Annotated in this window: 12 protein-coding genes; 7 read left to right on the top strand and 5 right to left on the bottom strand. The window is 58.9% G+C overall.

All coding sequences use genetic code 11. From position 1 onward, the window contains the following. Nucleotides 1–130: 130 nt before the first annotated feature. The 4 genes from RBB49_RS05720 to RBB49_RS05705 all read left to right on the top strand — a co-directional run bounded on the left by RBB49_RS05720 (nt 131) and on the right by RBB49_RS05705 (nt 4,198). Complete coding sequence (locus RBB49_RS05720; RefSeq protein ID WP_306141736.1) at nt 131–874, top strand: helix-turn-helix transcriptional regulator; 744 nt, start codon at nt 131–133, stop codon at nt 872–874. A gap of 606 nt (nt 875–1,480) precedes the next feature. Beyond that, entirely contained in the window at nt 1,481–2,134 is a 654-nt protein-coding gene (locus RBB49_RS05715) for a hypothetical protein (protein WP_306141735.1), read from the top strand. A gap of 13 nt (nt 2,135–2,147) precedes the next feature. Then, nucleotides 2,148–2,585: a DUF805 domain-containing protein gene (locus tag RBB49_RS05710; RefSeq protein WP_306141733.1), complete on the top strand. Its 438-nt coding sequence runs from the start codon at nt 2,148–2,150 to the stop codon at nt 2,583–2,585. Nucleotides 2,586–3,091: 506 nt separating this feature from the next. Further along, a complete protein-coding gene (locus tag RBB49_RS05705; RefSeq protein ID WP_306141732.1) occupies nt 3,092–4,198 on the top strand; it encodes a metal-dependent hydrolase in 1,107 nt (368 codons plus the stop codon). Here RBB49_RS05705 and RBB49_RS05700 read toward each other — a convergent pair. Continuing rightward, nucleotides 4,160–5,194, bottom strand: a complete 1,035-nt coding sequence (locus RBB49_RS05700; RefSeq protein WP_306141731.1) for a zinc-dependent alcohol dehydrogenase family protein — start codon at nt 5,192–5,194, stop codon at nt 4,160–4,162. The genes RBB49_RS05705 and RBB49_RS05700 overlap by 39 nt on opposite strands. 53 nt (nt 5,195–5,247) lie before the next feature. Continuing rightward, the gene (locus RBB49_RS05695; RefSeq protein ID WP_306141730.1) at nt 5,248–6,096 is read right to left on the bottom strand and encodes a TauD/TfdA family dioxygenase; all 849 of its coding nucleotides are present in this window, start codon (nt 6,094–6,096) and stop codon (nt 5,248–5,250) included. Between the two features lie 144 nt (nt 6,097–6,240). Here RBB49_RS05695 and RBB49_RS05690 point away from each other — a divergent pair, with 144 nt between their 5' ends. Continuing rightward, nucleotides 6,241–7,140 carry a LysR family transcriptional regulator gene (locus RBB49_RS05690; protein ID WP_306141729.1) on the top strand — a complete coding sequence of 300 codons (900 nt, stop codon included), beginning with the start codon at nt 6,241–6,243 and terminating at the stop codon, nt 7,138–7,140. Between the two features lie 1,399 nt (nt 7,141–8,539). Here RBB49_RS05690 and RBB49_RS05685 read toward each other — a convergent pair. Both RBB49_RS05685 and RBB49_RS05680 read right to left on the bottom strand, forming a co-directional pair. Further along, the gene (locus tag RBB49_RS05685) at nt 8,540–9,433 is read right to left on the bottom strand and encodes an alpha/beta fold hydrolase (RefSeq protein WP_306141728.1); all 894 of its coding nucleotides are present in this window, start codon (nt 9,431–9,433) and stop codon (nt 8,540–8,542) included. After that, nucleotides 9,434–10,513: a tartrate dehydrogenase gene (locus tag RBB49_RS05680; protein WP_306141726.1), complete on the bottom strand. Its 1,080-nt coding sequence runs from the start codon at nt 10,511–10,513 to the stop codon at nt 9,434–9,436. It abuts the gene before it with no gap. A gap of 385 nt (nt 10,514–10,898) precedes the next feature. Between RBB49_RS05680 and RBB49_RS05675 the strand changes: the two genes are divergently transcribed. Further along, nucleotides 10,899–11,720, top strand: coding sequence for a spondin domain-containing protein (locus RBB49_RS05675; RefSeq protein WP_306141725.1), 822 nt, complete (start codon nt 10,899–10,901; stop codon nt 11,718–11,720). Between the two features lie 76 nt (nt 11,721–11,796). Here the strand turns inward: RBB49_RS05675 and RBB49_RS05670 are convergent, their stop codons facing one another. After that, on the bottom strand, nt 11,797–12,252 hold the full coding sequence (locus tag RBB49_RS05670) for a hypothetical protein (protein ID WP_306141724.1): 456 nt from the start codon (nt 12,250–12,252) through the stop codon (nt 11,797–11,799). A gap of 104 nt (nt 12,253–12,356) precedes the next feature. Here RBB49_RS05670 and RBB49_RS05665 point away from each other — a divergent pair, with 104 nt between their 5' ends. Next, complete coding sequence (locus tag RBB49_RS05665; RefSeq protein ID WP_306141723.1) at nt 12,357–12,785, top strand: MarR family winged helix-turn-helix transcriptional regulator; 429 nt, start codon at nt 12,357–12,359, stop codon at nt 12,783–12,785. Nucleotides 12,786–13,164 lie beyond the last annotated feature (379 nt).

Raw genomic sequence — 13,164 nt, 5'->3', positions numbered from 1 at the left:
TGCGGGATTTTTTGATGTGCGCCTGCCAAATGGCAGGGTCATTCAGATATTATTTGACATAAAACATGCGCGTAGGCGGGATCGCCATCGGGCGGGTTTTTTTGAGGGGGGCCACAGCGGTCAAATATCAATGCTTAAACTTGAAATGCTTTACAATTGTGCCCGCGACAATCTTGAAGGTGAGCCGAAGGACTGGGCAGGCTTCACAGACGGTTTTCACAAGCTCATGGAAGCGGAATTTGCATTATACGTGGTCGCAAACGACGAGAATGGCTGGGTTGAAGACACTCTCACATTACTGGCGACCAACAAGCCAGACATCGTAGAAGCCTATATGAACGGTGGTTTTCATCGGCAAAACCAGATCAAGGAAGCTGAGCTTCAATCCTTGGAACCTTCCCGGCGGACAGACATGCTGTCAGACGAGGAATTTCTGAATATCGCGACGGTGAATGATTTTTACGTCAAGCATGGCCTGTTTTTCATGATGATCGTACCTGCAATCTTGCAAGATGGCCGTTTTGCCAGTCTCATGGTTTGGCGGGATCGTGATGAGAACGACTTTGATGACATGGAAAAGATGCGTCTTGGGCTTTTCATGCGCTACCTCATCAAGGTAATCGCACCACAGAATCTTCTTCATGAGGAAGCAAGCAGTGAAATGATGCTGTTCGGCAAGACCTACGGTCTTACCAATGCCGAGATCGATGTTCTTTCCTACCTGCTTGAAGGCTATTCATTGCGTAAAATCGCTTCGGAGACTGATCGGTCCTACGGCACGGTGCGCTGGCACATCCGCAACATTCTGGAAAAATGCCAGGTTCCGGATCAAAAGAACCTCGTCCGGCAGTTTTATGCACTCGTTAAGTCCTAGTTGCCTTCGAAGACCGCCGGCTTCAATGAAACGCGCTTTGATTGGAAGTCTCATAAATCAAGGGACCGCTTCCAATGCGGGGCAGTCGTCGGCCAGGACTTCGATTTTGGACGCTTTCTCCCAATCGCGGCTATTTCCCTTGTCGTAGCGAAAGTCGGTTTTTGGGATAAGGCCGAATTTCGGCAAACACCATGTTTGCACGACCGGCCGAAAACCGCCGTTGGCGCAGGCGCGGCAAACGGCCGTGATATCTCACATCCCGGTCAATTGCCTCTGCCGGCTTGAAGGCCTGCTTGTAGCGTTAGGGCCTAATGAAGCGAGCGACCGAAACGAGGGCTCAAAGCGAAAGACCGTTCCAGTTGGCCTGCTGACACTGGCGAACTCGATTTTCCTTGCGACGATCGTGCGCGTGACCATCACCACCGCACCTCTCAGCCAGAACCCACTCCACACCCAACTAAGGATTTCCATAACTATCCGCATCGCAGCCACTGTGATTTGTTTCATCTGTCCGGCCTCCGACCGGCATCGGATTTCCAAACTCCATATTTTCCCGCCGCCGGTTCTTTGCGGCTTTCAGACTTTTCAAAAAACGGAGCAAGTGCCGTGTTCAAGAACATCAGGTTTCCTTTTCTTCTTGTGCTGGCGATCGCGCTGGCGGGGTGCAACGGGGACGAAGCGGGGAGCGGGCAGGGTGAGGCCGTCAAGGGCCTGACAATCGTGCCGGTGTTCGGGACGGAGCGCACTGATGTCAGCGCCGATGTCGAATGGAATTTCAGCAAGGTCGGCAAGGTGGAGAGCGTCGACAAGGGCGCGGACGGGTCGATCTTCTGGATCAACTGGGCCGAGCGGTTCGATCCGCTTGGTGTTGACGGCGTCTATCCGCTCAGCGACGGCGAGATCGGTGTCGAGCTCACCTTCAAGGGACATGATCACCGCGAAATCATCGAGCTGCCCGCCGCCGAAAACGGCAACCAGCGGCTTGAACTGGAGATCAGCGGGCAGGGGCGCCTGGTTCTGGAAGCCGAAGGGCTGGCGGACGATGCGCTGATGGAACTCGGCTTTCACGGCAAGGGCGGTGGCGCCGGCGGCAGCGAGATCGGCCGGACCGGCTGGCGCAACCAGAAAGGTGCCAATTACGTGACGCCGGGCATCTACGACGTAACGCTGAAGAACGAGGAGACCGGCGAGACCCACACGCGGTCCGTGACCATCGGCGAGGGCCAGTCGAGCACGCTCAGTTTCAGCTTCAGCCAGTAACGGGACGCGCGGCATGAACCTCCTGTTCGGGACGGAGGGAAAGATCGGGCGCGGCCGGTTCTGGATCGGCTTCCTGATCCTGTTCGTGGCCGGCGTTCTGTTGTCGCTGGCCGTGACGGGTCTCGTGCTTGCGTTCGGACAACTCGGCCATTGGATCGGGTTCGCTCTCCTGCTGCTCTTTTTGTACCCGGCCCTGGTTCTCTCCCTGAAACGGCTGCGCGACCGTGGCCGCGCGCATATCAGCGCATGGCTGGTTGCCTATTTCGCACCGGGCACACTGGCGAATTTTGCGCAGACGGCCGGCATCGGCTTCACCTTTGAGGAGATCGGCGGGATCATCGTTTCAAGCCCGGCCGCGCTCGGCGGCGCGCTCATGGTTTTCGGCCTTGTTGCCTTTGCCGTGGCAATTGTCGATCTGGGTCTTCTGAAGGGCAAGCCATCAGACGCGTGATGGGGATCGCATCCGCTCGTATCTTGTTTCGCCGATGTTTTTCAAACTCCAACCACGCTGGATACCGGGTCCCGGTCTTGCCAGAGCATCGGGCGATAAGTGCGCGCCGAACCGGGGTGGCAAATCGGTGGAACATTTGCCTTTGCCGACCAGGGGACAAGAGGGATTGCAGCTTTGCCATTTTGACAAACATGAAGGCTCACGCGCGGGATCGGGCAGGTTGCGCGCAACTGCCTCGTGATTCCCGGTTCAAGTACCGGCCTTCCCGGCGACAACCAAGGGGCACTTTCTGGATGGGACGCCGGGTTTTGAACCTGACGGCTATTATTTGATTTTTCGGAATAGTGTTTCCGTTTCTTTTTAGATTATCCATTGGAAATGACATACTATCTGACGGTCCTGGCAGTCTCCAACGCCCGAGACCTTACAATGACAGGTGATCCGCCCTTCCAGCGGATCAAAATGTTTCCGCCAATCAGATCAAGCGCCCGGAGCGGACAAAGAGCATGGACTCGCTGACACAGTTTACCCTCGGCGCAGCAATTTCAGCCGCCTGTCTCGGATCGAAAATGGGGCCCCGAAAAGCCGTTCTGGTCGGGGGACTGGTTGCGACGTTGCCCGACCTCGATGTCCTGATCCCTTTCGAGACACGGATCGATCAATATGTCTATCACCGGGGCTGGTCGCATTCTTTCTTCATTCATGTCATTGCGACGCCGGTCATCGGTGAGGTGCTGCTGCGGTGTTTCAAATCCCTCAAGGACCACCGCAAGCTTGTCTGGGCAACCGTCTTCCTGTGTCTGACAACCCATGCGCTTCTCGATTCCATGAATGCCTATGGCGCGCGGATATTCTGGCCCTTCCATCCCGATCCCGTCGGGACAGGCTCGGTTTTCATCATTGATCCGCTGTTCACGGTGCCTTTGGCAATCGCGGTCGTGTGGGCGGTCGCCAGTGCCAGATGGTCGAGCGGCTTGCGGAATTTGCTTGTCGGATCACTTGTCTTCAGCGCCGGTTATCTGGTGTGGGGGCTGGCTGTTCAGAACCACATTCATGATCGCGGCAAGGCCATTTTCGCCGCGAAGGGCCTGGACGTCAAAAACGTGAAGACCGTGGTCACACCTTTCAACACGCTGTTGTGGCGGGTGATCGGCCAGGCGGAGGGTCAGTATCACAATCTCTATCTATCGCTGTTCGACAAGGACGAAGACGCTGTTGTCTATACCCACGCCTTTGACGCTGCGCTCGTCGCGTGCGTTGCCGATGATCCGGAATACCAGAAGATGATCTGGTTCAGCGACGGCTTCGTCAGGACCGATCTCGTTGACGGAAGGATCGTCGCCTCGGACTATCGCCTGGGTCTGTCCCCAACCTACATCTTCCGGTTTGCAATTGCGGACTACGCAAATGGCGCATCCTCGAAGATATCACCGGAACCGATCCTGCCCGCCATTGCCGATGCAGGCACCGAGTTTGGCTGGCTGGGAACACGCATGTCAGGGCAACCCATGATCCGGGCGTCCGAGCAGGCGCTTGTGGACGAACGTCACGTGACCGGTGCGCCGCAGGGCGCGTCACCGCAGAAAATCGGTGATCACTGCCGTGCCCGGTGACGTCGGGCCGTTCATGGCGCGCAGTTCGGTGCTGGCGGCGGAGAGGGGGACCTCCCGCGCGACGATCGGCTGGATGTCGACGGCGCCTCGTTCGATCATGTCGAGGAGGCGCGGGTACTTCCAGGATGGCATGCCGCGGGTGCCGTAAAAAGCGAGCTGTTTGGTGTAGATGGCGCGCATGTTCACCTCCATCCGGCCGTCACCCGAGGGCATGCCCACCTGAACGTGGCGGCCGAGTATGGCAAGGCATTCGACCGAGGCGTTGGTGGTCGCCTCGATCCCGAGCGCTTCTATGGAAACCTGTGCGCCTCCGCCCGTGATCTCCCTGATCTTCTCCGCGACATCGCCTTCGCAAGCATTCACCGTGGCATCCGCACCGTGCTGCCGTGCGTAGTCCAGTTTCTCGTCGACGATATCGACGACGACAATGCGGGCGCCGAGCATCTTGGCCAGGAGCAGCACGGAAAGACCAATGCCGCCGGTACCGTGAACGGCGACCCATTCTCCGGCGGTGACGGCAGCCCTGTCGGTCAGCGCGTGCCACGCCGTCGTGACGCGGCAGCCGAGACCGGCGGCCAGCGCCGGCGACAGCCACTCTGGCAGGCGGACAAGGTTGTGGTCGAACGGCACGGCAACAAACTCCGCATAGGCACCCGGGGTGCCAAAGCCTGGTACGATTTGATCCGGGCAGGTGTTGGAAACGCCCGTCTGGCACGCGGGGCATCGACCGCAGCTCAGGATGAACGGCGCGATCAGCCTGTCACCAACCTTGTATTGCGCGTTCGGGCCGGCCTCGACGACCGTGCCGCAGTATTCGTGGCCGAGGATCGAGCCGCTGACCACCTTCGGGTGTTCGCCGGTCCAGCCATGATAGTCGGAGCGGCACACACCGCAGGCGGCGACCTCCAGCACCACGCCGTTCTCCGGACAGACCGGATCGGCGACCGTCTCGATGGAGAGATCCTCGTTGAACGTCCGAACGACCGCCGCGCGCATTCCGTACTCCTTCTCCCGGTCCGGTGCCAGCACCTGAACAACGGTCTGACCGGTCAGACCGGCCGTTCACCCTTGACCGTGACGCGCCGGCCCTTTCGCTCCTCCGGCCAATAGTCCCAGATGGCGCGGTGCATGCAACAGCGGTTGTCCCAGAACGCCATGTCGTTGAGCGACCAGCGGAAGCGGATCTGGTAGTTGATGTGTTCCGCATGCTCAAAGAGCATCTTCAGGATCGCGTCGCTTTCGTGGTCCGACAGTCCCATGATCCTTGTTGTGAAGGTCCTGTTCACAAACAGCGACTTGCGCCCCGTCTCGGGATGAGTACGGACGATCGGGTGCACAGCCTCGGGACAATCGATGTCCGCGTCCTTGCGGCCCCGGTCGCTGTAGCGCCCCTTGTAGATATGTTCGGAACTGTGCAGCGCGGACAGTCCGCCGAGCATCTGCTTCACCGGTTCGGACAGATCGTCATAGGCCGCGTACATGTCGCTGAACATGGTGTCGCCGCCGCAGGACGGCAGGATGTTGATCTGCAGCATTGTGCCGAGCGGGGGCGTCTCGTCGCAGGAAACGTCGGAATGCCAGAACTCCCCGTTCGCCACTTTTGAATCCTTGGTGGCGTGGATCTCGAAAATCTCCGGATAGCCTTCCATGGTCGGTGCGGCCGGGTGCGCGTGCAGCGGGCCGAAACGCTTGCCGAAGGCAATATGCTGTGCCGGCGGAATTTCCTTCTGTTCCCTGAAGAACAGGACCTGGTAGCGGAAGAAGGCATCGCGGATTTCATCGAACTGGTCATCCGGCACGGGTTCGCTCAAGTCAACACCATAGATCTCCGCGCCAAGGTTTGGCGCAAAAGGCTTTGCTGTGATCAGTTGATAATCGTTTGTTCTTGGAGCGACCATGAGGAGCCTCTTCGGTATCCGGCTTGTTTGCGACTGGCCGCAACCATAATGATAAAAGTAAATTGATAAAAACGAGTTTTTCTTTATCAAAGCACAAGGTTTTCTTAATAATGAGATTGACCCATCCAACCAGGGAGATCCTTCATGAGCATTCGTGCCTTGCGCACGCTCCTGTCGATCCATCGGCATGGCAGCTTTCGGGCTGCGGCTGAGGCTGAAAACCTGACGCCGTCCGCTGTCAGCCTGCAGATGCGTACTCTTGAAGAGACGTGGGATCTGGCCTTGTTCGAACGCTCGCAAAGAAGCCCGAAACTCAACGAGACGGGTCTCGCACTGGTGGGTGAAGCCGAAGCCGTCATAGCTGCCTATGACAGCCTTGCCGACCGGGTGTCGCCGAAAGACGAGATCTCCGGCGAGCTCATACTCGGCGCGGTGCCGACAACGCTCACCGGGCTGGTGCCGCTCGCTCTGTCGGAGCTGAAGAAACGGCACCCGGGCATTCGGGTCCGGATTGTCCCGGGTCTGTCGAACCATCTGCTGTCACAGATCGACCGTGGTCAGATCCACGCGGCCGTGATCTCGCGTCCCGACATGCTCTCCAGATCCATGCGCTTCGCACGGCTTGCCGAGGAAGTGCTGGTTCTTCTGGTCTCGCAGAACACGGAAGACCTGCCTCCGGCGGAACTGCTGCGGTCCCGCCCGTTCATCCGCTTTAACAGGGACGCGGTCGTGGGAAGGCAGATCGAGACCTGGCTGCAGACCAATGACATCTTGGTGCACGACACGATGGAGCTGGAGGGACTGGAAGCGATTTCAAGCATGGTCGCGGCAGAGCTGGGCATTTCCATCGTGCCGCAGCGCTGTATCCGGGAACGTGGCCACCTGCCGCTCAAGACCCTGGCCCTTGGTGATGACAGCCCGAGCCGGGTGCTTGGACTGGCGAGCCGTGAAGACTCGCCCAGGACAAGCCTGGTCAGCGCTGCCGAAGCTGCACTTCTGGAAGCCGTCTCGATTGGCGAGTTCACGATCACTCCGCCGCGGTGACGTTGATCTGGATTTGCCGGAAGCCCGATGCGGCTTTGCGGTCACTCAGGCACGGCTCCAAAGGCGCCAGCTCTCTTTTTCCTTATCCTGAGCTGCGGAGCAAAGCGAAGCGTCGAAGGATGCTGCAGGTGGATTGAAGACCGGTATTGGTGTCGCAGCAATCGACCCGCCCGCAGGGACCGTCTTTGCAATTCCTCCGAATAAGAGCGCCGGTTTTGGTGATCTCCAAGAACCTCACCGACGTCATCCCGGCCAAGCGCAGCGCGAGCCGGGACCGGGGGGCTGCGTCTCTCCGATCAGCACGCAACGCTGCGGCTTACCGATCCCGGATCTCACGCTGTTCGTCCGGGATGACGACGGTAAAGCAAGGCAAATGCTGTGGCGTTGCTTCCGGCATTGACGGCCTTCCTTCGAGACGCACTTCCGCGTTCCTCAGGATGAGGCTCTTGGATTGACAACCGGTCCAAATGCCGATGCAGTTCCCTCTCCCGTGGGGAGAGGTCGGCCTGAAAGGCCGGGTGAGGGAACAAAACTGTCAGCAATCCTCAGACGTTTGCCTCCTCACCCTGACCCTCTCCCGGCGGGCGAGGGAAACCGGAGGCTGCCTCCCGACTGCGCCGGTCCTGAGGATTTGGACCAGGTATCCGTGCCGTCCCGGACGCGATCCGGGACCTGAGCAGCGCTATGCAGCAGGCCCCGGCTCAGGGCCGGGGCGGCGAACGAAGGTGCCCGCTGGATCGCCATGCCCTTCCTTCGCAATGAAGGATTTGCGTCAGCGCATGACCAGCCACGAGCTGAGTTACCTCGCGTGCCGGGACTGTCTTTGCAATTTCTCCGAATAAGAGCGCCGGTTTTGGTGATCTCCAAGAACCTCACCGCCGTCATCCCGGCCAAGCGCAGCGCGAGCCGGGACCGGGGGGCTGCGTCTCTCCGATCAGCACGCAACGCTGCGGCTCACCGATCCCGGATCTCACGCCGCTCGTCCGGGATGACGACGGGAAAGCAAGGCAAATGCTGTGGCGTTGCAACCGGCATTGACGCCTTCCTTCGAGACGCGCTTCCGCGCTCCTCAGGATGAGGCTCTTGGATTGACAACCGGTCCAACTGCCGAGGCAGTTCCCTCTCCCGTGGGGAGAGGTCGGCCTGAAAGGCCGGGTGAGGGAAAAGGCGCTGATATTTCTTTGAAAAATCTATCCCCTCACCCTGGTAATCTCCATTGGGAGTGGGTAAATCCCGGCAAGCCTGCGCTGCGTAAACATGCTTTGAGGTTCAGCTTTGCGTCGCGCCTCAGGATGAGATTGTTTCTGCCATCGTCTGGCAGTGTCAGTGTGAATGCGGGCAGCGGCCTGGCCAGGGTGTCTTCCCGCCCTTTCGCTGCGCGTCGGCCCGGACGGCAAATCTATGGACTGGAGAAGAATTCCATCAGTCGTGCCGTCAACCCGTCGGGCGCTTCTTCCGGGATCGCATGGCCGCAGGGAAGCGAGCAGCCGGTCACCCCGGTCGCCTTTTCCTTCCAGGTCGCCAGGACGTCGTAAAGATCACCAACAACGCTGTTCGCACCCCATATCGCCAGCAAGGGGGCGGTGATGCGCCGGTGTTCGTCGTCGGTGTCGTGTTCAAGATCGATCCCCGCCGAGGCGCGGTAGTCCTCACAGATCGCGTGGATCGTCGCAGGGTTCTTGTATGTTCTGAGATATTCGGCGATCGCCTCTTCGCCAACGGCCCCATCGGTCCTGACCTGGCCCGCAATATGCCGCCTCAGGAAATACTCCGGATCGGCACCGATCATTTTCTCCGGAAAGTCGAAGGGCTGGATCAGGAAGAACCACCAGAAGTATCGGGTCGCGAACTCCTGGTCGGTTTGCGCGTACATCGTGCGTGTCGGGGCAATGTCGAGAACGGCCAGGCGCTCCACCACGTCCGGAAAATCGAGGGCCAACCGGTGCGCGACGCGGCCCCCGCGATCGTGGCCGACGACGGAAAACCGGTGGTGGCCCAGTTCCGCCATCAGCGCGATCTGGTCCCCGGCCATCACCCGCTTGGAATAGGGCCGGTGCTCCGCGTCGCTCTCCGGCTTGCCGCTGTCGCCATATCCGCGCAGGTCCGGTGCGATCACGCTGTATCCCGCCTCGACCAGTTTGGGCGCGACCTTGCGCCAGACAATGTGTGTCTGCGGATGGCCGTGAAGCAGCAGGACAGGCGGTCCCTCACCGGCAAAGGCATAGTTGATCTCGACGTCCGGCAGGACCGCCTTTTTCACCGTGAACCCTTGCAAGAACGGGGAGGAGGACATCTACGAGGATTCCAGCACCGCATCGGCGATCGCGGTTCCGCAGGTCATCGTGTCCGCCGATCCGCCGAGATCAGGCGTTCTGAGCGCCTGTTCGGACAGCACCCGTTCGATTGCTGCGACGATCGCCCGAGCCGCTTCTGTCGCGCCAAGATGTTCGAGCATCATGGCCGCCGCCCAGATCTGGCCGACCGGGTTGGCGATGCCTTTCCCGGCAATGTCCGGCGCAGACCCATGGACCGGTTCAAAGAGTGAGGGGTGCTTGCCTTCCGGGTTGATGTTGCCCGAGGGCGCTATGCCGATCGTGCCCGTGCAAGCGGGGCCGAGGTCGGAGAGGATATCGCCGAAGAGGTTCGAGGCGACAACGACATCGAACCAGTCCGGATGGAGCACGAACTGGGCCGTCAGGATGTCGATGTGATACTTGTCCACCTTGACATCGGGATAGTGTTTCGCCATTTCGGCGACCCGCTCGTCCCAATAGGGCATGGTGATCGAAATGCCGTTCGACTTGGTCGCCGACGTCAGTTGCCCGCCACGCTGCATGGCAAGGTCGAAGGCATATTTCAGGATCCGGTCGACGCCGGTGCGGCTCATCACGGTTTCCTGCATGACGATCTCGCGCTCTGTGCCGGGAAACATCTTGCCGCCGATCGAGGAATATTCACCCTCGGTGTTCTCGCGCACGATCATCATGTCGATGTCGCCGGGCTTGCGATTGGCGAGCGGGAGCGGCACACCGGGCATCGCACGGGCCGGGCGCAGGCTCACATACTGATCAAACTCCCGCCGGAACTGGATGAGCGAGCCCCAGAGCGAAATGTGGTCGGGGACAATCTCCGGCCATCCGACCGCTCCGAAAAAGAGTGCATCGCTCGTCCCCAGCCGGTCCTTCCAGTCGGGTGGCATCATCTCGCCATGCTTCACGTAGTAATCGGCGGAGGCGAAGTCATGTCCGGTGAACTCGAAACCGAGATCGAAGCGTTTTTGCGCAGCGGTGAGGACACGCAGGCCTTCGGGAACGGTTTCCTTGCCAATACCGTCGCCGGGGATGACAGCGATGTTCCAACTGTTTTGCGCCATGACCATGTCTTTCAGATCGTTTGATTGCAGCTCAACGTCGCACTGCGGGAGAACCATGTGCAAGGAAAAACCGGTGGCCGGGTCCCGGGATTGCGCGCGCTGCAAAATGTGGATCGGGCTATCTGACCCACGATCCGTCCATATCCCGCCACAAGGTTCGCAATGTTTCTCCGGAGCCCTGGTTCACGCCTTCTTGGCAACAAATCAAATTTCAGCGATTGATGGGAAATTTAGTAGCAATCACAATAGCTTGAGTAAATTCGAGTCTCGCGCGAATGTGTGCGTGTCGTGTGGCGAAGTGAGATGCAGAAATGTCCGGTTGCGGTCATGGTCGGCCTGCATCCAATCACGGGTGCCTTTCAATCGGGTTGACCAGGAGGGCAACATGAAGACTTTAAAAACGCTGCTTGGGGCAAGCGTGATGGGCCTGCTCATGGCAGGCACGGCGCAGGCCGCCACAATTGATATAACGTTTAACAATTCCAACGGGTTCGGATTTCTGGTGACGCCTGTCTATACGGGCATTCACTCCGGTAATTTTGACGCTTTTGACTCCGGGTCGGCAGCAAGTGCCGGTATCGAGCAGGTTGCGGAAGTTCCGGTTCCGCCCAATCCGCCCAATCAGATTGCGCCAGAGCGTCTTGCCGCCGATCCCGGTTCCCAGGGCGGCTTCATCTTCGGTCCCGGCGGGCCGATTCAGGATGGAGAATCCGGCACATTGACCATCGATGTCGCCGACCCGGCGACGAATCAATACGCAACCTTCCTGTCTATGTTCGTGCCGTCGAACGATACGTTCTTCGGTAACGACAATCCGCTCGCCTACCAGATCTTCGATGCCGCGGGCAATGTCATCGAACAGACCATCGAGATCACGGGAAGTTCCATCTGGGATGCGGGAACCGAAGTGAACCAGTTGCTGGGTGCAGCCTTTCCGGGTCAGGACATCCAGGACGGGGCTGATGAAGGCGGCGTGATTCAGCGTCTTCTCGATATCGACGACGGTCTGGGCGGCAATGGCTTCAACGCGCTCGAAGCCCTGTTCGGGGTCGCGAATGCGGGTCAGATCACTTCCGACACCGTTCTGTTCACGATCGATATTGAAGCGTCAGCGACACCTGTACCGCTGCCTGCCGGCGGTGCCTTGCTGCTTGGCGGCCTTGGTGTCATGGGTGTGGTTGCGCGCCGCCGCGCCAAGAAAGCCTGACAACACTCTTCATCCGGGCGCGGCCTTGTGCCCGGATGGTCCCCTGGAACGCGTATCTGCTTGCGTATCCGATGTCTCACGCCGCCTGATCGTGTTGCGGTCGCAGACCGGTGGCATATGCCCACAGGCTGAGAACAACGGCTGCGGTGGATATGATCGTCATGACCGTGCCCGGGACGAAGTGTACGAAGCCGCCCAGGTCCATGAAGACGAAGTAGCCGACATCGGTAACCCATCCGACAATGCCGGTCATGAAGATCGCCGTGACCGAACCACGCCAGACAAAGACCCCGCCAACCACTGTAAACGCTCCAATCCACAGCAGGTTGAAGCCGTGCTGGTTTATGAGTGCGCCGACCGCTGCATGGTAATCGTTCGCCAGCGCCGAGGGGGGGACCGCATCGGCAATGCCGGCGACGGCGGCGGATGTCTCCTGCCCGATTGTCATTATGCCGGCGAACATGTGGACCAGTCCCCAGATAATCCAGAGGATTGCCGCGGCCTTGAGCGCATGGCTATGATTGCCAGTCATTGTAACTCTCCTGTCCCGAGTCGGTTTCATTCCGGTTTGGAACTGTATTAGTGGACTTTATCCACTATTATGAATTAGTGGATAAAGTCAACAAATCTGTGGCGATGCAAAATACCGAACTGGCACTTCTGATCGACCGCTTCATGCGGAAAATCCACTTCGGCCTCCAGGCCAAGGCGCACGCGTTCGACAGGGAACGGGTCGGTCCGGGGGGCGGCATCGTGCTTCTGACGCTTGCGGACATGGGGTGCCCGGGCCTGAACGAGCTGACCCGGCGCGTTGCGCGCGACAAGTCACAGATGACGCGAACGATCCGCTCTCTGGAGTCGAAAGGCCTGGTGGCGCGCAAGCCATCGCCGGCCGATGCCCGTGTAAGCCTGGTTCACCTTACAGGTGAAGGGGAGAGAGTGGTCGGCGAACTCCGGCAGGCGGTCGCTGAAACGATCAGTGAAATTCTTGCTCCGATTTCGAAACAGGACGAAGAGGTGCTGCGACGGTTGCTGGAACAGGCGTTGTTGGAAGATGTCACCTGACGGTTTCGATGTCGGTGCTCAGGCCTCCAGGAAGTCGTGGAATTACCGGTTTCAAGCAATCTGACCAAAACGACGTAGCGAAATATGCGGCGAATTTATCAATTTGTGCTTTGTCAATAATACTTATTGAATTTCCATGAAGTAAAATCATAGCGTGTAACAAATTAGATTCTGAAAAATAACATTATTTTTACGTGATGAAAATATAATGCTTGAATGAGCTGATGATGATTTTGTAGATGTTTCGAATTTCTTTAGGGAAGTTTGGCTTTGAACAGATCAGGAAACGGTTCGAAACGGGTTGGCGGCCCTGCGAAGGCCGTGCCGGGGAGGGATTTGAGCGGGTGAAACCGCGAAGCCGATGGAGCCTGGGGGCGAC

It is taken from the genome of Roseibium sp. MMSF_3412 (assembly GCF_030733265.1).
In the GTDB taxonomy this organism is placed as follows: Bacteria; Pseudomonadota; Alphaproteobacteria; order Rhizobiales; family Stappiaceae; genus Roseibium.
This window is presented reverse-complemented; position numbering and strand designations above follow the sequence as displayed.

What these genes read in the sequence shown, in the direction of transcription:
- RBB49_RS05720 (WP_306141736.1), top strand. Translation starts at nt 131, where the DNA reads ATGCTTAAACTTGAAATGCTTTACAATTGTGCCCGCGACAATCTTGAA.
- RBB49_RS05710 (WP_306141733.1), top strand. Translation starts at nt 2,148, where the DNA reads ATGAACCTCCTGTTCGGGACGGAGGGAAAGATCGGGCGCGGCCGGTTC.
- RBB49_RS05705 (WP_306141732.1), top strand. Translation starts at nt 3,092, where the DNA reads ATGGACTCGCTGACACAGTTTACCCTCGGCGCAGCAATTTCAGCCGCC.
- RBB49_RS05700 (WP_306141731.1), bottom strand. Translation starts at nt 5,194, where the DNA reads ATGCGCGCGGCGGTCGTTCGGACGTTCAACGAGGATCTCTCCATCGAG.
- RBB49_RS05695 (WP_306141730.1), bottom strand. Translation starts at nt 6,096, where the DNA reads ATGGTCGCTCCAAGAACAAACGATTATCAACTGATCACAGCAAAGCCT.
- RBB49_RS05690 (WP_306141729.1), top strand. Translation starts at nt 6,241, where the DNA reads ATGAGCATTCGTGCCTTGCGCACGCTCCTGTCGATCCATCGGCATGGC.
- RBB49_RS05685 (WP_306141728.1), bottom strand. Translation starts at nt 9,433, where the DNA reads ATGTCCTCCTCCCCGTTCTTGCAAGGGTTCACGGTGAAAAAGGCGGTC.
- RBB49_RS05680 (WP_306141726.1), bottom strand. Translation starts at nt 10,513, where the DNA reads ATGGCGCAAAACAGTTGGAACATCGCTGTCATCCCCGGCGACGGTATT.
- RBB49_RS05675 (WP_306141725.1), top strand. Translation starts at nt 10,899, where the DNA reads ATGAAGACTTTAAAAACGCTGCTTGGGGCAAGCGTGATGGGCCTGCTC.
- RBB49_RS05670 (WP_306141724.1), bottom strand. Translation starts at nt 12,252, where the DNA reads ATGACTGGCAATCATAGCCATGCGCTCAAGGCCGCGGCAATCCTCTGG.
- RBB49_RS05665 (WP_306141723.1), top strand. Translation starts at nt 12,357, where the DNA reads ATGCAAAATACCGAACTGGCACTTCTGATCGACCGCTTCATGCGGAAA.